Source organism: Pseudoxanthomonas putridarboris, from assembly GCF_038321125.1.
GTDB lineage: Bacteria > Pseudomonadota > Gammaproteobacteria > Xanthomonadales > Xanthomonadaceae > Pseudoxanthomonas_A > Pseudoxanthomonas_A putridarboris.
This window is the reverse complement of record NZ_JBBWWT010000004.1, coordinates 25,342-42,790: the sequence shown is the minus strand read 5'-3', so window position 1 is coordinate 42,790 and position 17,449 is coordinate 25,342. Positions and strand designations below refer to the sequence as shown.

15 protein-coding genes are annotated in these 17,449 nt (G+C 68.5%); 4 read left to right on the top strand and 11 right to left on the bottom strand.

Annotated features, from left to right (window positions below):
* Positions 1-36: 36 nt before the first annotated feature.
* Positions 37-588, top strand: a complete 552-nt coding sequence (locus tag AAD027_RS10125; RefSeq protein WP_341725913.1) for an NUDIX hydrolase — start codon at positions 37-39, stop codon at positions 586-588.
* A gap of 468 nt (positions 589-1,056) precedes the next feature.
* Here AAD027_RS10125 and AAD027_RS10120 read toward each other — a convergent pair whose 3' ends face one another.
* Together AAD027_RS10120 and serA are read right to left on the bottom strand one after the other, a co-directional pair.
* The gene (locus AAD027_RS10120) at positions 1,057-1,740 is read right to left on the bottom strand and encodes an HAD family hydrolase (RefSeq protein ID WP_341725912.1); all 684 of its coding nucleotides are present in this window, start codon (positions 1,738-1,740) and stop codon (positions 1,057-1,059) included.
* A gap of 23 nt (positions 1,741-1,763) precedes the next feature.
* Positions 1,764-3,005: a phosphoglycerate dehydrogenase gene (gene serA / locus AAD027_RS10115; protein ID WP_341725911.1), complete on the bottom strand. Its 1,242-nt coding sequence runs from the start codon at positions 3,003-3,005 to the stop codon at positions 1,764-1,766.
* A gap of 211 nt (positions 3,006-3,216) precedes the next feature.
* Between serA and AAD027_RS10110 the strand changes: the two genes are divergently transcribed.
* The 3 genes from AAD027_RS10110 (at position 3,217) to AAD027_RS10100 (ending at position 6,955) form a co-directional block, all read left to right on the top strand.
* The gene (locus tag AAD027_RS10110; RefSeq protein ID WP_341725910.1) at positions 3,217-4,605 is read left to right on the top strand and encodes an FAD-binding oxidoreductase; all 1,389 of its coding nucleotides are present in this window, start codon (positions 3,217-3,219) and stop codon (positions 4,603-4,605) included.
* Between the two features lie 185 nt (positions 4,606-4,790).
* On the top strand, positions 4,791-5,090 hold the full coding sequence (locus AAD027_RS10105) for a DUF2388 domain-containing protein (RefSeq protein WP_341725909.1): 300 nt from the start codon (positions 4,791-4,793) through the stop codon (positions 5,088-5,090).
* Complete coding sequence (locus tag AAD027_RS10100; protein ID WP_425605432.1) at positions 5,090-6,955, top strand: DUF7844 domain-containing protein; 1,866 nt, start codon at positions 5,090-5,092, stop codon at positions 6,953-6,955. Before AAD027_RS10105 ends, AAD027_RS10100 begins: the two co-directional genes overlap by 1 nt.
* Before the next feature lie 337 nt (positions 6,956-7,292).
* Here the strand turns inward: AAD027_RS10100 and yeiP are convergent, their stop codons facing one another.
* The 9 genes from yeiP to AAD027_RS10055 form a co-directional block, all read right to left on the bottom strand.
* Positions 7,293-7,859: an elongation factor P-like protein YeiP gene (yeiP, locus tag AAD027_RS10095; protein ID WP_341725907.1), complete on the bottom strand. Its 567-nt coding sequence runs from the start codon at positions 7,857-7,859 to the stop codon at positions 7,293-7,295.
* 111 nt (positions 7,860-7,970) lie between these two features.
* Entirely contained in the window at positions 7,971-8,741 is a 771-nt protein-coding gene (locus tag AAD027_RS10090; protein WP_341725906.1) for an SDR family NAD(P)-dependent oxidoreductase, read from the bottom strand.
* Between the two features lie 237 nt (positions 8,742-8,978).
* A complete protein-coding gene (locus AAD027_RS10085; RefSeq protein ID WP_341725905.1) occupies positions 8,979-11,576 on the bottom strand; it encodes a sensor domain-containing protein in 2,598 nt (865 codons plus the stop codon).
* The gene (locus tag AAD027_RS10080) at positions 11,573-12,496 is read right to left on the bottom strand and encodes a hydroxymethylglutaryl-CoA lyase (RefSeq protein ID WP_341725904.1); all 924 of its coding nucleotides are present in this window, start codon (positions 12,494-12,496) and stop codon (positions 11,573-11,575) included. The genes AAD027_RS10085 and AAD027_RS10080 overlap by 4 nt, the downstream gene beginning before the upstream one ends.
* A gap of 106 nt (positions 12,497-12,602) precedes the next feature.
* Positions 12,603-14,594, bottom strand: coding sequence for an acetyl/propionyl/methylcrotonyl-CoA carboxylase subunit alpha (locus AAD027_RS10075; RefSeq protein WP_341725903.1), 1,992 nt, complete (start codon positions 14,592-14,594; stop codon positions 12,603-12,605).
* Between the two features lie 5 nt (positions 14,595-14,599).
* Entirely contained in the window at positions 14,600-15,004 is a 405-nt protein-coding gene (locus AAD027_RS10070) for an endonuclease domain-containing protein (RefSeq protein ID WP_341725902.1), read from the bottom strand.
* A gap of 65 nt (positions 15,005-15,069) precedes the next feature.
* Positions 15,070-15,462 (bottom strand): VOC family protein, encoded by a 393-nt coding sequence (locus tag AAD027_RS10065; RefSeq protein ID WP_341725901.1) that lies wholly within the window; start codon positions 15,460-15,462, stop codon positions 15,070-15,072.
* A gap of 3 nt (positions 15,463-15,465) precedes the next feature.
* Positions 15,466-16,269 (bottom strand): enoyl-CoA hydratase-related protein, encoded by an 804-nt coding sequence (locus AAD027_RS10060; RefSeq protein ID WP_341725900.1) that lies wholly within the window; start codon positions 16,267-16,269, stop codon positions 15,466-15,468.
* A 170-nt stretch (positions 16,270-16,439) separates the two neighbouring features.
* Positions 16,440-17,417 (bottom strand): DUF2268 domain-containing putative Zn-dependent protease, encoded by a 978-nt coding sequence (locus AAD027_RS10055; RefSeq protein WP_341725899.1) that lies wholly within the window; start codon positions 17,415-17,417, stop codon positions 16,440-16,442.
* Positions 17,418-17,449 lie beyond the last annotated feature (32 nt).

Below are 17,449 nucleotides of genomic sequence, written 5' to 3'. Positions count from 1 at the left end.
CGTTCCCGGACTCGCATCGGCAAGGAAATCAACGGCATGTCGGGCACTTACACGACACTGGTGGCACAACTCGCGGACTACCGCCGGCGCTGGCCCGTGGAGGGCGGGGTGGTGGACCAGTTCCTCGCACTGCTGGACGACCCGGCCAATCCCTTCGTCCGCGAGCGGTGGCAGGGCCACCTGACCAGCAGCGCCTGGCTGGTCAGCGCCGATGGCCGCCGCACCCTGCTGACCCATCACCGCAAGCTGGGCCGCTGGCTGCAGTTGGGCGGCCACGCCGACGGCGATACCGACATGGCCCGGGTGGCGCTGAAGGAGGCCGAGGAGGAATCCGGCCTGGCCGGACTGCGCGTCGATGGCGCGGCGATCTTCGACCTGGACCGCCACTGGATTCCCGAACGCAAGGACGTGCCCGGCCACTGGCATTACGACGTGCGCTATGTGGTCCATGCGGGCGACAGCGAGGCCTACGTGGTCGGCGAGGAGTCGCTGGACCTGGCCTGGCGCGAGATCGCGCCCATCGCCGATGAACCCGACGAATCCCTCAGCCGCATGGCGCGCAAATGGCTGGCCCGGAGCGCCCTGTAGGAGCGGCTTCAGCCGCGACCGCAGAAAAGAAGGGCCATTGGCCACGGATTGACGCGGATGAACGCGGATAAGACGTAGCGTCGCAAGCGTAGCTCCAACCTGCACTCTTGTGGGAGCGACGTGAGTCGCGACTACGGGAAAGATTTCCATTGGCCACGAGTCGGCACGGGCAAACACAGATAAAGCCTTCGTTGCGTTTTATCTGCAGTGACCCGCGCCTGTCTGTAGCCTCTCGGCTTAATGGGCACCCGTCGCGACTCACGTCGCTCCCACAGTGGCTGCTACAAGCGTGGATCGGGGCCACATCCCCGACGCCACACCTACAGCCGTGTCCCGGACGGGCCCGGATTTTTCACGGATGAAGGCACATGGAGCGAGAGATGCTTTATCGGCGTTCATCCGCGTCAATCCGTGGCCAATGGCCCTTCTTTTCTGCGGTCGCGGCTGAAGCCGCTCCTACAGAAATGCTCAACTGCGCGCGACGACTTCGTCGATGTGGCGCAGCAGGTTGGCCGGGTCCTCGTACACGCGGAAGGCGCCGGAGCGTTCCAGTTCCTCCTGCCCGTAGCCGCCGGACAGCAGGCCCACGCCCAGTGCCCGCGCGCGCTGAGCGGCCAGCATGTCCCAGATGCTGTCGCCGATGACCAGCGACTGCGCGATGTCCACGCCCAGCTTTTCCGCTGCTGCGATGAACAGGTCCGGGTCGGGCTTGGCATGGCGCACCAGGTCGCGCGTGATCACCGGCACCTGCGCGGGGTCCACGCCCAGCGCTTCCAGGTTGTGCGCGGCGGTTTCCATCCGCCCGCTGGTGGCGATGCCCCACGGGATGCGCTGCTCGGTCAGGAACGCCAGCAGCTCGCGCGCGCCGGGCAATGGCCTGACCGCGCGCTGGTCTGCCTGCCGCGTATAGGCCTCGGCATGGTATTGGCGCAGCCGCGCCAACCGGTCCTCGGTGATGTCGATGCCGGTCTCGCGCAGCAGGATGTTGGCGAACAATCCGCCGCTCATGCCGATCTTGCGGTGGATGCGCCACACCGACAGGTACACGCCCTCGCGGTCCAGCGCCTCCTTCCACGCCAGCACGTGCTGGTAGACGCTGTCCACCAGCGTGCCGTCGAGGTCGAACAGGAAAGCGGTCGATGCGCGCGGCATGGTGGTGCTCCCGTGGCTGCGTCTCAGTACAGCACGCGGGTCCGCAGCGTGCCGGGAATGGCCGCCATCGCCTCGCGCAGGCTGGCGGTCTGTTCCTCGTCGGCGGTCACGTCGATGACCACGTAGCCGACCTTGGGGTCGGTGCGCAGGAACTGGCCGTCGATGTTGATGCCGCGGTCGCGGAAGATGTCGTTGATCTGCGACAGCACGCCGGGCACGTTGCGGTGGATGTGCAGGATGCGGCGGCTGCCTTCGTGGCCGGGCAGGGTGGCTTCGGGGAAGTTCACCGCCGACAGCGTGCTGCCGTTGTCGCTGTAGCGCACCAGCTTGGCCGCCACCTCCACGCCGATGTTGTCCTGCGCCTCCAGCGTGCTGCCGCCCACGTGCGGGGTCAGGATCACGTTGTCCAGCCCGCGCAGGGGCGATTCGAAGGACTCGGCGTTGCCCTTGGGCTCCACCGGGAACACGTCCACCGCCGCGCCGCCCACCTGGCCGGAGGCCAGCGCGCCGGCCAGCGCGTCGATGTCGACCACGGTGCCGCGCGAAGCGTTGATCAGGTGCGCGCCGCGCTTCATCCTGGCGATCTGCGCGGCGCCGAACATGTCCTTGGTGGCCGCCGTCTCCGGCACGTGCAGGGTCACCACGTCGCTGCGTTCCAGCAGGTCGTCCAGGCTGGCGGCCGAGCGCGCATTGCCCAGCGACAGCTTGGTCTCGATGTCGTGGAAGATCACCTGCATGCCGATCGCCTCGGCCAGCACGCCGACCTGCGTGCCGATGTGGCCGTAGCCGACGATGCCCAGCGTCTTGCCGCGCGCTTCGTGGCTGCCGGCGGCCGATTTGGACCAGCCGCCGCGGTGGCATTCGGCGTTCTTCTGCGGGATGCCGCGCATCAGCATGATGGCCTGCGCGATCACCAGTTCGGCCACGCTGCGGGTGTTGGAGTACGGCGCGTTGAAGACCGGGATGCCGGCCAGTTCCGCCGCGTCCAGGTCCACCTGGTTGGTGCCGATGCAGAAGCAGCCCACCGCGATCAGGCGGCGCGCCTGCGCCAGCACGTCCTCGCTCAGGTGGGTGCGCGAGCGGATGCCGACGATGTGCGCCTCGGCGATGCGCCGCTTCAGCTCGTCTTCCGGCAATGATTTCTCGTGGAACTCGATCTGCGAGTAACCGGCGGCACGGAACGTCTCCACGGCGGTCTGGCTGACCCCCTCCAACAACAGCACGCGGATGTCCTGCTTCGGATACGAGGTCTTCTTGTTCGACATTGCGGGGAAGGGCGCGGGAATAAAGAGGGGCGGACACTATGCCAGATGGCGAGGGGGATTGCTGCGGTGCGGAAGGGATGTCGGGGGTTGCTGGTTGCGGGTTCTCGGTTGCTGGTGAAACCGTCGCCCCCACAACCAGCAACCTCCTCCCCTTCTGGACGCAGCGCAGCATCGCTGGCACGCTGGGCGCCCCCCACGATCCGCCCGCATCATGACCGACCCGCGCCTGGACGCCCTGCTGCACGCCGCGCCGGCGCTGCGCCTGAAGACCGATCCCGCCGACCTGGAGCATTACGGCCGCGACTGGACCCGGCGCTGGACGCCGGCGCCGCTGGCGGTCGCGCTGCCTGCCACGGTGGAGGAAGTGCAGGCCGTCGTGCGCTGGGCCAACGGACATGGCATCGCCGTCGTGCCCTCTGGCGGCCGTACCGGCCTGTCCGGCGGTGCCGTCGCCGCCCATGGCGAACTGGTGCTCAGCCTGGAACGGATGAACCAGGCGCTGGATTTCAATGCGGTGGATCGCACGCTGACCGTGCAGGCCGGCATGCCGCTGGAAGCCGTGCACAACGCGGCGCGCAAACATGGCCTGGTCTATCCGGTGGACTTCGCCGCGCGCGGTTCCTGTTCCATCGGCGGCAACATCGCCACCAACGCCGGCGGCATCCGGGTGATCCGCTACGGCAATACCCGCGAATGGATCGCCGGCCTGAAACTGGTGACGGGTACCGGCGAGCTGCTGGAACTCAACCGCGGGCTCATCAAGAACTCCAGCGGCTATGACCTGCGCCACCTGGTCATCGCCTCGGAAGGCACGCTCGGCATCGTGGTGGAAGCCACGTTGCGGCTGACCGATCCGCCGCCGCCGACCAACGTGATGCTGTTGGCGCTGCCGTCGTTCGACGTGCTGATGGAAGTGTTCGGCGCGTTCCGCGCGCGGCTCCAACTGGAAGCGTTCGAGTTCTTCACCGACCGCGCGTTGCACCACGTGCTGGCGCACGGCGCTCAGAAGCCGTTCGACGACGTGCATCCGTACTACGTGGTCACCGAATTCGCCATCGGCGACGAGGCGAAGGAAGCCGCCGCGATGGCGGCCTTCGAGGACTGCATGGAGCACGGCTGGGTCAGCGACGGCGTGATCAGCCAGAGCGACGCCCAGGCCGCCCAGTTGTGGCGGTTGCGCGAAGGCATCACCGAGGCGCTGGCCCGTTACAAGCCCTACAAGAACGATGTGTCGGTACGCATCTCCGCCATGCCGGCCTTCCTGGCCGAGACGCAGGCGCTGCTGGGGCAGGCGTATCCGCACTTCGACGTGGTGTGGTTCGGCCATATCGGCGACGGCAACCTGCACATCAATGTGCTGAAGCCGGACGATGTGGGCGATGCCGATTTCGTCGTCCAGTGCGAGCAGGTGACCAAGCTGCTGGCCGAGGCGTTGAAGCGCCACCAGGGCAGCATCTCGGCCGAGCACGGCATCGGCCTGGTCAAGAAGGGTTACCTGGAAAGCACGCGCAGCGCCGAGGAGATCGCGGTAATGCGCGGCATCAAGCAGGTGCTGGACCCCAACGGACTGATGAACCCGGGCAAGCTGTTCGATACCTGACGCACCCCAGCCTCCGTAGGAGCGCCCCATGGGCGCGATCTTTTCCCGATGACGGCGCAAGAGCATCGCGCCCATGGGGCGCTCCTACAGGGCGTGACGTGGATTCAGGCGCCCGTGGGGGTTTGCGGGTAGTCTTTGTTCACCGCGCTCCGCAGAGGGCGTCCAATCCCCCGATGGAAGACTTCATGTCCCGACTGATCCTCGCCGGCGCGTTGCTGGCGCTTTCCCTCCCGGCGCTGGCCGGCAGTTTCGCCGGCACCTCCGCCGGTGCGTCCTCGGCCGGTTCCTCGGCCTCGTCCGGCAGCACGTCGGGCGACGACAAGGTGGTGCTGCAGGCGCGCGAAGACGCCGCCAGCTTCGTCGCCAGCAACGGCCGCATCCGCGGCGCGCAACTGGAAGCCGCCCTGCGCCATCTGCGCGAACACGATCCGCAAGCCCGCGAAGCCAGCGACATGCAGCTGGCGCAGGCCATCCTGGCCCGTTGATGTCCCGGCGTCGGCCTTGGGGCCGGCGCGGATGGGCGCTGGCATTGCTGCTGGCGTGGTCTTCCCACGCCTGGTCCGGCTCACCGCGGGTGAGCGCCGATGGCCTGTCGCCGGAGCAGGCGCGGGCCGCCCAACGGCTTCTGGACGACGTCGCCGCGCGTCTGCCGGCGCGGTGGCTGGATGGGTTGCCCGGCGGCATCACGCTGGGCTGGCGCGACGATCTTCCCGCCGATGTGCATGGCCGCTTCGCCGGTCGCCGGCTGTGGCTGGATCGTGCGCTGCTGGACGCATGGATGGTGCGCCCGACGGGTTCGGATGAAGGCGCCAACGCCGTGCGCGCGGCGTTGGTCCACGAACTGGCGCATGCCTACGACCGTGCGAACCGCAATGCTCTCTCCGGCGATGCGCGCCTGCGCGACCTGGCCGGCTGGCAGCGCAGTCCATTGCCGTTGGCGGGACGCCGTTCGCGCAACGATGCGACCGAACGCAGCCCGGACCGCTATGAGCTGGCGAAGCCCTCGGAGTTCGTGGCGGTCAACCTGGAATATTTCGTGCTGGACCCGGAGTACGCCTGCCGTCGTCCTGCGTTGCATCGCCACTTCGCCGTGCATTTCGGTGTGGCGGAAGCACCGCGCGACTGTGCGCCCGGATTGCCTTACCTGGATGCCGATGCGGAGAAGGGCGAGGCCGCCTTGCTCGAACTCGATCCCGCGCGTGTCTACGAAATCGACTACCTGCTGGCCGAGGGCAACGGGCAGCCGATGAGCCGCTGGGGCCACAGCATGTTGCGGTTGGTGGTCTGCGCGCCGGGCAGGGCGCCCGGGCCGGATTGCCGGCTGGACCTGTCGCACCATCGCGTCATCTCGTTCCGCGCCTTCGTCGGCGACGTGCAGATTTCCGGTTGGCGCGGGCTGACCGGTTCGTATCCTTCGCGGCTTTTCCTGCTGCCGCTGGACCAGGTGATCGAGGAATACACCAAGGTCGAGCTGCGCGGCCTGCGATCCCTCCCGTTGAAGCTGGAAGCCGATGAGATCGCCACCCTGCTGGAGCGCGCCGCGCAACTGCACTGGAGCTACGACGGCCGCTATTACTTCATCGGCAACAACTGCGCGGTGGAGACGTGGAGATTGCTGGCCGAAGGGGTTCCTCGCCTCGGCGGGGAAAGATTGGCCAGCATCACGCCGACCGGCCTGTTGCGGAAACTGGAGCGCGCGGATGCCGTCGATGGATCGGTGCTGAGCGATGCGGCCGAGGCCCGTCGCCTGGGCTATTACTTCGAGCCGATGAGCGCGCGCTATCAAGCGCTTTTCGAAGTCGCGCGCGAATCGCTGTCGCTCCCGCAGCGGGACGCGCAGGAATGGCTGGCATTGTCACCGGCCGCGCGCGCGGACTGGCTGCCGCGGGCCGACTCCGGATCAAGTCCGGCGGGGCAGGCTCTGCGCGCCAGCGCGGCCCTGCTGGTGCTGGAGAACGCCGCGCTGCGCCGCCAGCGATTGCTGCTGCGGGACGAACTGAAGCGGCGCTACCTCGGATCGGGGCGCATGCAGCCGGCGGAGGTCGCCGATGCATTGCAGGCGCTGCGGCAGTGGCTGGGCGATGCGGGCTTCGTCAGTCGCCCGGCGGAATTGGTGCCGGAAGGCTACGGATTGCCCCAGGCGGAAGAGCGCCAACGCGCCGGCACGGAAGCCGCCGTGCGCGTGGCACGGCTGAAAAGGCAGGATGCCGCCCTGCGTGAACAGTTCGACCGGTGGCTGCCGGCGGAACAGCGCGAAGCGCTGCTCGGCATCAAGGCCAATGTCGCCGTGATCGGCCAGCGCCTGCGCGACCTGCATGCAGGGCAGGGGATTCCGGGCAGCAGTCCGTAAGGGCGTTATGCCGTGTGGACTGTGCCAATGAAGCGTCATTCGGTGCCCCTTCCCCCGCTTGCGGGGGAAGGCTGGGATGGGGGCGGAACGGAGCAGACGGATTTCAGTGCATCGTGCGCGTCGAGTGCGATGCCGGGTGAAAGCCCCGTGCTTGATTGATATGCAGTTGCCAAAGAGCGCTGACTTCGGCTTGCCCCCACCCCAACCCTCCCCCGCAGGCGGGGGAGGGGGCGATATCCGTATGGGTCAGGGCGACAGTCTGCGGACCGCACCAGTGAAACGTCGTGCTGCATTCTTTCCCCCCGCTTGCGGGGGGGCGGGGCTGCCAGCAGCGCGCTCAGTCCGCGCGGCCGCCGAACTCGCCGGTGGTGGTGTTGACCAGGATGCGTTCGCCGTTGGTGATGTACTCCGGCACCATGATTTCCAGGCCGGTGCTGAGCTTGGCCGGCTTGGGGCGCTTGGTGGCGGTGCCGCCCTTCAGTTCCGGCGGGGTTTCCACCACTTCCAGCGTCACGTGCTGCGGCAGCTGCAGCGCCACCGGCAGTTCGTCGATCACCTGCACGTAGCAGCCGGTCAGGCCGTCGGTGATGTAGCCGGCGTCGTCGCCGATGACGTTGGCGTCCAGCGTGTACGGCGTGTAGTCCTCGTCGTCGAGGAACACGAACGCATCGCCGTCCTTGTACGAATACGTCGCCTGCCGGCGCAGCAGTTCGACCTCGGTGAGGTTGTCGTCGGCGTCGAAGCTGGCGTCCAGCTTGTTGCCGCCCGGCACGCTGTACATGATGAAGCGGAAACGCACGTTGCCGCCGCGGCCCTGCGGCGAACTGCGCTCGATGTCGCGGATCTGGTACACGCCGCCGTTGTGTTCGACGACGTTGCCTTTCTTGATGTCGAAAGCTTTCATGGGTCGGGATTCGTGATTCGTGATTGGAGATTGGTGGAAAGCGGCGAAGCGGGGGAGGGAACCGGTGTTTCGCGTTTGCGAATCCCCGATCCCGTCATCCCGAATCCCGGCTTATTTCGGCGCCAGCCGCACCGCGCCGTCCAGGCGGATGGTTTCGCCGTTGAGGTAGGGGTTGCCGAGGATGTAGGCCACCAGGTCGGCGAATTCCTCCGGCTTGCCCAGGCGGGACGGGAAGGGGATGGAAGCGCTGAGCGACTGCTGCACGGCTTCGGGCATGCCATCGACCATCGGCGTCCAGAAGATGCCCGGCGCCACCGTCATCACGCGGATGCCGAAGCGGGCCAGCTCGCGCGCCATCGGCAGGGTCATGCCGACCACGCCGCCCTTGGAGGCGGAATACGCCGCCTGGCCGATCTGGCCTTCGTAGGCGGCCGCGCTGGCGGTGTTGACGATCACGCCGCGCTCGCCGTCGGCGTTGGGCGCGTTGTGCTGCATCGCGTCGGCCGCGGCCTTGGCCACGTTGAAGCTGCCCACCAGATTGACCAGCACCGTGGTCTGGAACGTGGACAGCGGCATTGGCGCGTCCTTGCCCAGCACGCGGCCGGCGCCGAGGATGCCGGCGCAGTTGATCGCCGCGTTCAGGCCGCCCAGGAAATCCTTCGCCGCGGCGATGTTGGCGGCCACCCCGGCTTCGTCGGTCACGTCGGTACGGAAGTAGCGGGCGTTGGCCTCGCCCAATTCTGCGATGGCCGCCGCGCCCTTGTCGTCGTTGACGTCGAACAGGGCCACCTTGCCGCCGTGGGCGACCACATGGCGGGCCACGGCCAGGCCCAGGCCGGAAACGCCGCCGGTGACGACGGAGCGGATATCGGAAAGCTGCATGCGGGAACCTGCTGCGGAAAACCGGCATTTTACGCGATGGTGCTCAGGTCCGTTTCCACCCTCTGTAGGAGCGGCTTCAGCCGCGACCGTGATCGTGAACAAGCGTTGGCCACGGATTCGCGCGGATTCCGCGGATGAAGCGAAAATGCCGATCCGCGTTCCCCTGCCTCAATCCGCGACCAATGGCTACCTGTTTCCGCGGTCGCGGCTGAAGCCGCTCCTACAGGGCGGAAGGCCTCAGGCGTGCAGCACGCGCTCCAGCGGGGCGCCGGACAGTCGGCGGGCGAATTCGTCGGGGGACAGGCCCGGGGCGAACAGGAAGCCCTGGCCGACCGGCACGCCCAGTTGCAGCAGGAACTGCCGTTGCGCTTCCGATTCCACGCCCTCGGCCACCAGCCCCAGGCCCAGGCTGCGGGCGATGGCGGAGACCGCCTGGCAGACCGCCACGTCGGAGCGGTTGTTGGGCACGCCTTCGGTGAACAGGGGGCTGAGCTTGAGGCCGTGGATGGGCAGGCGGCGCAGATAGTTGAGCGCGCTGTAGCCTTCGCCGAAATCGTCGATGGTCAGCACCACGCCCAACTGGCGCAGGTCGGCGAAGGTGCGCAGCGTGGCCGGCGCGTCCTCGATCAGCACGCGTTCGGTGAACTCCAGCTCCAGCGCGGCGCCGGGCAGGTCGAACTCGGCCAGGATCGCGCGCACCCGGTCGGCCAGGTCGTCGCCGGCGAACTGCCGGTACGACACGTTGACGGCCACCCGCACGATGCCCAGGCCCTGGTCGCGCCAGTCGGCGATCTGCCGGCAGGCTTCGCGCAGCACCCAGCTGCCGATGCGCACGATGTCGCCGGTGGTCTCGGCATGGCTGATGAACAGGTCCGGCCGCAGTTCGCCCAGTTGGTGGTTCTGCCAGCGGATCAGCGCCTCGGCCGCGACCACGCGCCCGTTGCGCAGGTCCACCTGCGGCTGGTAGACCAGCCGGAATTCGTCGTTGTCCACCGCGCGGCGCAGCTGCGTCTCGATCTGCAGGCGGTCCTGTTGCCGCTGCGCCAGTTCCTGGGTGAAGGTCTGCCAGCCGTTGCGCGCGCGGTGCTTGCTGTCGTACATCGCGATGTCGGCGTTCTGGATCAGCTGCTGCGGCCGCTGCCCGTCGCGCGGCGCCTGCGCCAGGCCGATGCTGGCGGTGATGGCGAACTCGTCCTTGCCGAAGCGGAAGGCGTCGGCGAACGCGCCCAGCACGGCGTGCGCCAGCTTCTCCGGCAGGTGCGGGTCGTCGCCGGCGTCGCAGATGACCAGGAACTCGTCGCCGCCGAAGCGCGCGATCATGCCGTCGGTGCCGACCGCGCCGCGGATGCGGTCCGAGGCCTGCACCAGCAGCTCGTCGCCGGCGTTGTGGCCCAGCACGTCGTTGACCATCTTGAAGCGGTCCAGGTCGATGTAGAGCACCGCCACGCGCTCCCGTTCCGGGTCGGCCAGGCGCGCGCCCAGTTCGGTCAGCACTGCATCGCGGTTCATCAGCCCGGTGAGCGGATCGGTGCGCGCCTGGATGCGCAGGGTTTCCTCGGCCTGCTTGTCCTGCGAGATGTCCTGCATGGTGCCGGTGATGCGCGAGGCGCCGGGATCGCCGGGCTCGGCGTCGCCGATCACGCGGATCCAGAAAGGATGGCCATCGGCCTGGCTGCCCTGCAATTCCAGGTCGAAACCCTTGCCGCCGGCCGTCACCAGTTCCAGCGCGCCGCGCAGGCGGCGGCGGTCGGGCTCGCGCAGGCACAGCAGCACGGAATCCAGCGTGTCCAGCGAGCGCGCCGCGCCGAGGATGCGCTGCGCCTCGTCGGTCAGGTACATGCGGTCGCGGCCGATGTCCCATTCCCAGCCACCGATGTGCGCCAGCGACTGCGCGCGGTCGAACAGCGCGCTGTCGCGCTTGAGCTCGGTGACGTCGCTGTACAGGGTGGTGACCTGCGCCGGTATGCTGGCGCCGGGGGCGAACTGCGGCACCGAGGTGGCGGTGAGCCAGAGCAGGTGCTTCTTCTCGCGGTGGTACATGCCCAGCAGCACGCTCTCCACCATCTGGCCGCTGTCCAGCGCGCGCTGGGCGGGCAGTTCGTGGCGCGCCATCTCGCGGCCGTCCTCGTCGACGATGTGCCAGCGGTCCAGCGCCAGTTCCTGGTCCACGCGCTGGTCCTCGCGGATGCCGAAGATGCGCATCGCCGCGCCGTTGCAGTACTGGATTTCCAGGTCGCGGTTGTGCACCACGATGCCCTTGTCCAGCGTTTCCATCAGTTCGCGGTAGCGCAGTTCGGCCTCGCGCCGGCTGCTGATGTCGCGGGCGACGGCGACGATGCTCTTGCGGCCGTCGAAGTTGATGTTGGCCGAGTGCACTTCCACCGGGAAGCGCGTGCCGTCCCCGCGCATGTTGGTGACTTCGATGACGTAGGTCTCGCCGCGGTTGAGCGTTTCCCAGACGGGCACCAGGTGGTCGCGCGGCAGGTCGGGGTTCAGCACGTTGATGTTGCGGCCGACGATCTCCTCGCGCCGGCGGCGGTACGCCTGCATGCCGGCCTTGTTGAGATCCAGCACGGTGCCGTCCTCGGCGATGATGCTGACCGGGTCGGGCACGGCGTCGAACAGGTTGCGGTAGCGCGAGCGCTCGGTCTCGGCCTCGCGCTGCTTCATGCGCAGGGCGTCGAGGGCTTGCGCCAGCAGGGTGCGTTGCGGCGCGGGCGTGGCCGGGTCGTGCGCGGCCGCTTCCAGCGAGGACAGCAGCGGCGCCAGACCGGGGCTTGCGGTCGCGTCCTGACCACTCGTCTTGCCGTCGTCGGACGCGCCGCTGGGGGTCATGTGGCCGCCAGCGCCTTGCCGACACGGCTGCCGGTTTCGCGGCCCAGCCGGCCGGCCAGCCAGCGCCCGGTCTCGGCCAGGGCCGGCAGGTCCACGCCGGTGCGCATGCCCAGGCCGTGCAGCAGGTAGACCACGTCCTCGCTGGCCACGTTGCCGCTGGCGCCCTTCGCGTAGGGGCAGCCGCCGGCGCCGGACACGGCCGAATCCACCACCCGTACGCCGTCCTCCAGGCAGGCCAGGATATTGGCCAGCGCCTGCCCGTAGGTGTCGTGGAAATGCACCGCCAGCGCGGGCAGCGGCACTTCGCCGGCGACGGCCTTCAGCATCGTGCTGGCCTGGTGGGGCGTGCCCACGCCGATGGTGTCGCCCAGCGATATCTCGTAGCAGCCCAGCGCATGCAGCGTTTTCGCCACGCGCACCACATCGGCCACCGGCACGGCGCCCTGGTAGGGGCAGCCCAGCACGGTGGACACGTAGCCACGCACCTTGACGCCATCGGCGGCGGCGCGTTCCAGCACCGGGCGGAAGCGCTCGATGGATTCGTCGATGCCGGCGTTGATGTTCTTTTGGTTGAAGGCTTCGGACGCGGCGGTGAACACCGCCACTTCCTGCACGCCCACTTCGCGCGCGCGCTCGTAGCCTTTCTCGTTGGGCACCAGCACGGGGTAGGCGGTGCCGGGACGGCGGTCGATGGCGGCGAAGACTTCCGCCGCATCCGCCAGCTGCGGCACCCACTTGGGGCTGACGAAGCTGGTGGCCTCGATGCTGAGCAGGCCGGTCCGCGACAGGCGGTCGATCAGTTCCACCTTGTCGGCGGTGGCGACCAGGGTCTTCTCGTTCTGCAGGCCATCGCGCGGACCGACTTCGACGATGCGGACGAAGTCGCCATCGCGGGCGGGCGCCGGCAGCGGCGCGTTCATGGCGATTCGCCCATGGCGGCGCGTCGCGCGGACACCACGCACCCGGCCAGCGAGGCGGTCGCCAGCGACAGCGCGACGGATCGGGTGGAGGCCCCCATGGCGCGGCTCACTCCAGCGTTACCAGGACGGTGTCGGCCTCGACGAAGTCGCCGGCGCTGGCGCGCACTTCCGCCACCACGCCGCTGCGCGGTGCCTTGACGGCCAGCTCCATCTTCATCGCCTCCATCACCAGCAGCTCCTGTCCCGTTTCCACTTCATCGCCCGCGCGCGCCTTGACCAGCACCACGCGTCCGGGCATCGGCGCGATGATGCGGGCGTCGCCGCCCATGTCGCCGCCATCGGCGCGCCGGTAGACCGGCACGGCTTCCAGCGTCAGCCGATGTTCCCCGTCGTGCAGCGTCAGGCGAGGACCATGACGCAGGACGCGGAATCGCCGCGCCTGTCCATTGATACGCAAACCGAGCGCGTCGCCGGTCAGCTGCACGCCTTCCAGCGCATAGTGCGCGCCATCGTGTTCGATCTGGTAGCGCCCACCGCTGCCATGGGCCAGCAGCTGCACGGTGTCGCCGCGATGCTGGAACGCCAGCGGCCGCTGGCCGGCATGGCCCAGCCGCCAGCCGTCGGCGATGGCCCAGGGCGAGGTCGGATCGGCGGAGGCGACGGCCTGCCGGCGGGCGTCGGCCTCCTGCAGCAGCAGGGTGGCGGCGCCGGCCGCCAGCAGCATCGGTGCGTCCGCGCGGTCGGCGGGCATGAATTCGTCGAGATGGCGGTCGAGGTAGCCGGTGTCGATGGTGCCGTCCACGACGGCGGCATGCCGCGCCAGCCGCTCCAGGAAACCGATGTTGGATTTCGGCCCGGCGATGTCGCATCCGGCCAGCGCATCGCGCAGCCGCGCCAGCGCGCGCGGGCGGTCCTCGTCCCAGACGATCAGCTTGGCGATCATCGGGTCGTAGAAGATGGTCACCGTATCGCCCTCGACCACGCCCGAGTCGATGCGCACGTGCGGCGAGGGCGGGGGCAGGGACAGTTTCTCAAGGCGGCCGGAACCGGGCAGGAAACCGGCTTCCGGGTCCTCGGCATACAACCGCACTTCGATGGCGTGGCCGCGCTGCGGCACGTCCTCTTGCGCCAGCGGCAACGCTTCGGCGGCGGCCACGCGCAACTGCCATTCCACCAGGTCCAGCCCGGTGGTCAGTTCGGTGACCGGGTGTTCCACCTGCAGGCGGGTGTTGATCTCCATGAAGTAGAACTGGCCGGCCGGATCGACGATGAATTCCACCGTGCCCGCGTTGACGTAGTCGATGGCCCGTGCGGCCTTCACCGCCGCATCGCCCATCGCCGCGCGCAGCTCCGGCGTCAGGAACGGCGAGGGCGATTCCTCCAGCACCTTCTGGTAACGGCGCTGCGCCGAGCATTCGCGTTCGTTGAGGTGCAGGGTGCGGCCGTGCGCGTCGGCGAACACCTGGATCTCGATGTGGCGCGGCGATTGCACGTAGCGCTCCAGCAGCACGCGGTCGCGGCCGAAGGCGTTGGCCGCTTCGCGCTGGCAGCTTTCCAACTGGGCGATGAAGTCCTCCAGTCCGTGCACGATGCGCATGCCCTTGCCGCCGCCACCGTGCGCGGCCTTGATCATCAGCGGGAAACCGATGCGCGCGGCTTCGCGCGACAGGGTATTGGGCGACTGGTCCTCGCCGGTGTAGCCCGGTACCACCGGCACGCCGGCGGCGTCCATCAGGTCCTTGGCGCCGGCCTTGCTGCCCATCTTGCGCATCGAGGCGCCGCTGGGGCCGATGAAGGCCAGGCCGGCCGCGGCGACGGCATCGGCGAAGTCGGCGTTCTCGGACAGGAAGCCGTAGCCCGGATGGATGGCCTGCGCACCGCTTTTTTTCGCGACGTCCAGGATCGCATCGCCGCGCAGGTAGCTTTCCTGCGGCCGCGGCCCGCCGATGGGCCAGGCCTCGTCGGCCTGGCGCACGTGCTGCGCATCGGCATCGGCCTCGGAATACACCGCCACGGTGCGGATACCCAGCCGGCGGCAGGTGCGGATCACGCGGCAGGCGATCTCGCCGCGGTTGGCGATCAGGATTTTGTCGAACATCGCTTCTAGCCCTCCCCTTCAAGGGGAGGGTTGGGTGGGGATGGTGTGGTTGTCCGCGAGATCAACGAGTCAAGAATCACTTCAACCACCCCTTCAATGTTGTCGAACACTTCATTGTTCCAGAATCTAAGCACCTTGAATCCCGCACTTTCAAGGAAGCGGGTGCGCCCAGTGTCGTAGGGCACGTCGTCCGCATGCTGGCTCCCATCCAGTTCTACGACGATCTTCCGCTCCAGGCACGCGAAATCCAGAATGTAATCGCCGAACGGATGCTGCCTGCGGAACTTGCAGCCCGCCAACTGCCTGCTTCGCAGGTGCTGCCATAGCCTGTGTTCCGCTTTGGTTGGCTGATTTCGCAGTCTTTGTTGCAGCTTGCCTTGAATGATCTTTCGGCTGGTTTGTCCTTGCATGGCGACCTCCTCCTTGAACACCATCCCCACCCAACCCTCCCCTTGAAGGGGAGGGCTTTCAAGCGCTACTCCGGAAGATGGTAAACCGCCTCGATGTTGTGGCCGTCCGGGTCGATGGCGAAGGCGCCGTAGTAGCTCGGATGGTAGTGCGGGCGCAGGCCCGGGGCGCCGTTGTCGCGGGCGCCGGCGGCCAGGGCGGCGGCGTGGAAGGCGTCCACCTGCTTGCGGTTCTGCGCGGCGAAGGCGATGTGCACGCCATGGTCGGAAGCGCCGCCACGGCCGGTGCCGATCCAGAAGTGTGGACGCTGGGGCGGGCCGAAGCCGCAGCCTTCGTAGCCGCCGGTCATTTCGCGGGTCACTTCCATCACCACGGCGTAGCCCAGCGGCGCCAGCACCTGGGTGTAGAACGCACGGCTGCGGGCGTAGTCGGAAACGGGAAGGCCGATGTGGTCGATCATGGGCTACTCCTTCGGTGCCCAGGCGGGCGCACGTTTGTCGAGGAACGCCGACAGGCCTTCCTGCCCTTCCGGGGACACCCGCAACTGCGCGATCAGGCGGGCGTTGTCCGCGTCGAGGAGGTCGCGGTCGCTTTCGCCGGCCACCCGGGCCACCAGCCGCTTGGCGTTCGCGGTGGCGATCGGACCGGCCTTCAGCAGCAGCCCGACCTGGCGTTCCACCGCGGTGTCCAGTTGGTCGGCCGGTACCACCTGGTGCAACAAGCCGATCCGCAGCGCCTCGGCGGCATCGAAGACCTCGGCCGTGGCGAACCAGCGCCGCGCCTGCCGCGCGCCGATGGCGGCGACGACGTAGGGCGAGATCACCGCCGGCAACAGGCCCAGCTTGCTTTCGGTCAGGCCGAACTTCGCTTCCGGCACGCCGATGGCGATGTCGCAGCAGGCCACCAGCCCCACGCCGCCGCCGAAGGCCGCGCCGTGGACGCGGGCCAGGGTGGGCTTGGGCAGTTCGTCCAGCGTGCGCATCAGCCGGGCCAGGGCGAGGGCGTCGTCGCGGTTCTCCGCTTCGCCGGCGGCGGCCATGCCGCGCATCCAGTTCAGGTCGGCACCGGCCGAGAACGAGGCGCCGCTGCCTTCCAGCACCAGCACGCGCACGGCCGGGTCGGCGGCGATGGCTTCCAGCGCCGCGGTCAGGGCGGCGATCAGGCCGGCGTCGAAGGCATTGTGCAGCTCCGGGCGATCCAGCCGAAGGCGCGCCACCGGGCCCGAGAGGTCCACTACCAGCGGTTGCTTCTGTGGTGATTCCGCCATTCCGGCCATTCCATGCGAGGTCGCCGAATGATAGCGGCACTGTGTGTCGCGGCCGTCGTGCACTGCGGCGACCCGGGATGGGAATGGTTCGCATCCGTCAACACGAAGACCGCGATCCGCAACAGCGGATCGTTCCTGCCCCGCAGCGCAAGGCAAGTCCGGCGTTACGGTCAGGGCGTGGACAGCAGGTCGTCGATGGCCGCTTCCAGCAGCGGACGCACCCGTTCGCGGGGGAGATTCGCCAACTCGGCCAGATCGCGGTCGTTCCCGATGCGCTGCGCGATCAGCCAGCCCAGATAGTAACCGCGCCTGCTGGGCAGTCCCGTGGCGTCGGTGCCGCTGGAGAACAGCGCGTTCATCGTGGCGTCGTCCTCGCTGTCCAGCACGGTTTTCAGGTGCTCCAGCGACGGCACCAGCACCGCGCGCGTGGCCGCGGCCATGCCGGCGGGGAAATCGAGCAGCAGTTCCGGTTCGCTCGCGTCCGGATTGAGCCGCTGGGCCACATGCACGGCCAGTCCTTCGATCCACAGCACGCACCAGACGGGCTCGCAGTCGCCCAGCCGCTGCTGGTGGTAGGTGTGGAACAGTTCGTGATGGAAGAAGGCCGACTCGCTTTCCCACCCGGCGTGGTATCGCACCATGCCGTCGGCGCCGAAGATCAGGTAGGTCCTGCCGTCGAAGTCGCGCGTGCCGCCGTCCATTTCGCCCAGCGAATGCAGCAGGTAGATCGGCGTGGTGAGGCTGAAATCGGAGAAGGCCTGGCGGAAGCTGGCGATGTTCTCGTCCAGGTCCGCCCCGAACTGCGCGGCCTTGGCCAGGTAGGCGGCGCGCTGCTCGGGGAAGCGCGCCAGCGCATTCGCGATCTGCCGGTCGCGTTGCTCCCAAGTCGCCCGGCCCTCGAAACGCTCGATGCCGTAGAAGGAAGGGAACAGCGGCAGGACGCGCTGCTTGAACGCCTGCACGCGTTCGGCTTCCGGCAGGCCTTCGGTGGCGTCATGGAGGCGGGCGAAATCGTCGGTCAGGTCGACGAAGGTCGCGCGCGCCGGCTCCCCGTTGCCGGCAGTCTCTTCCGTGCGCGGCACGGCGGCGGCCAGGGTAGCCGCCGACAGCATCGCCAGCGCCAACAGGGATTTCAGGCATTCGCGCATCGCGAAAAGATAATCGACGGCGGCGCGGCGGC

Bases quoted from the DNA above. Each gene is read 5' to 3' on its own strand.
- AAD027_RS10125 (WP_341725913.1), top strand. From the start codon at position 37: ATGTCGGGCACTTACACGACACTGGTGGCACAACTCGCGGACTACCGC.
- AAD027_RS10090 (WP_341725906.1), bottom strand. From the start codon at position 8,741: ATGCAGCTTTCCGATATCCGCTCCGTCGTCACCGGCGGCGTTTCCGGC.
- AAD027_RS10075 (WP_341725903.1), bottom strand. From the start codon at position 14,594: ATGTTCGACAAAATCCTGATCGCCAACCGCGGCGAGATCGCCTGCCGC.
- AAD027_RS10055 (WP_341725899.1), bottom strand. From the start codon at position 17,417: ATGCGCGAATGCCTGAAATCCCTGTTGGCGCTGGCGATGCTGTCGGCG.
- AAD027_RS10085 (WP_341725905.1), bottom strand. From the start codon at position 11,576: ATGACCCCCAGCGGCGCGTCCGACGACGGCAAGACGAGTGGTCAGGAC.
- AAD027_RS10065 (WP_341725901.1), bottom strand. From the start codon at position 15,462: ATGATCGACCACATCGGCCTTCCCGTTTCCGACTACGCCCGCAGCCGT.
- AAD027_RS10110 (WP_341725910.1), top strand. From the start codon at position 3,217: ATGACCGACCCGCGCCTGGACGCCCTGCTGCACGCCGCGCCGGCGCTG.
- serA (WP_341725911.1), bottom strand. From the start codon at position 3,005: ATGTCGAACAAGAAGACCTCGTATCCGAAGCAGGACATCCGCGTGCTG.
- AAD027_RS10120 (WP_341725912.1), bottom strand. From the start codon at position 1,740: ATGCCGCGCGCATCGACCGCTTTCCTGTTCGACCTCGACGGCACGCTG.
- AAD027_RS10070 (WP_341725902.1), bottom strand. From the start codon at position 15,004: ATGCAAGGACAAACCAGCCGAAAGATCATTCAAGGCAAGCTGCAACAA.
- AAD027_RS10060 (WP_341725900.1), bottom strand. From the start codon at position 16,269: ATGGCGGAATCACCACAGAAGCAACCGCTGGTAGTGGACCTCTCGGGC.
- AAD027_RS10105 (WP_341725909.1), top strand. From the start codon at position 4,791: ATGTCCCGACTGATCCTCGCCGGCGCGTTGCTGGCGCTTTCCCTCCCG.
- AAD027_RS10100 (WP_425605432.1), top strand. From the start codon at position 5,090: ATGTCCCGGCGTCGGCCTTGGGGCCGGCGCGGATGGGCGCTGGCATTG.
- yeiP (WP_341725907.1), bottom strand. From the start codon at position 7,859: ATGAAAGCTTTCGACATCAAGAAAGGCAACGTCGTCGAACACAACGGC.
- AAD027_RS10080 (WP_341725904.1), bottom strand. From the start codon at position 12,496: ATGAACGCGCCGCTGCCGGCGCCCGCCCGCGATGGCGACTTCGTCCGC.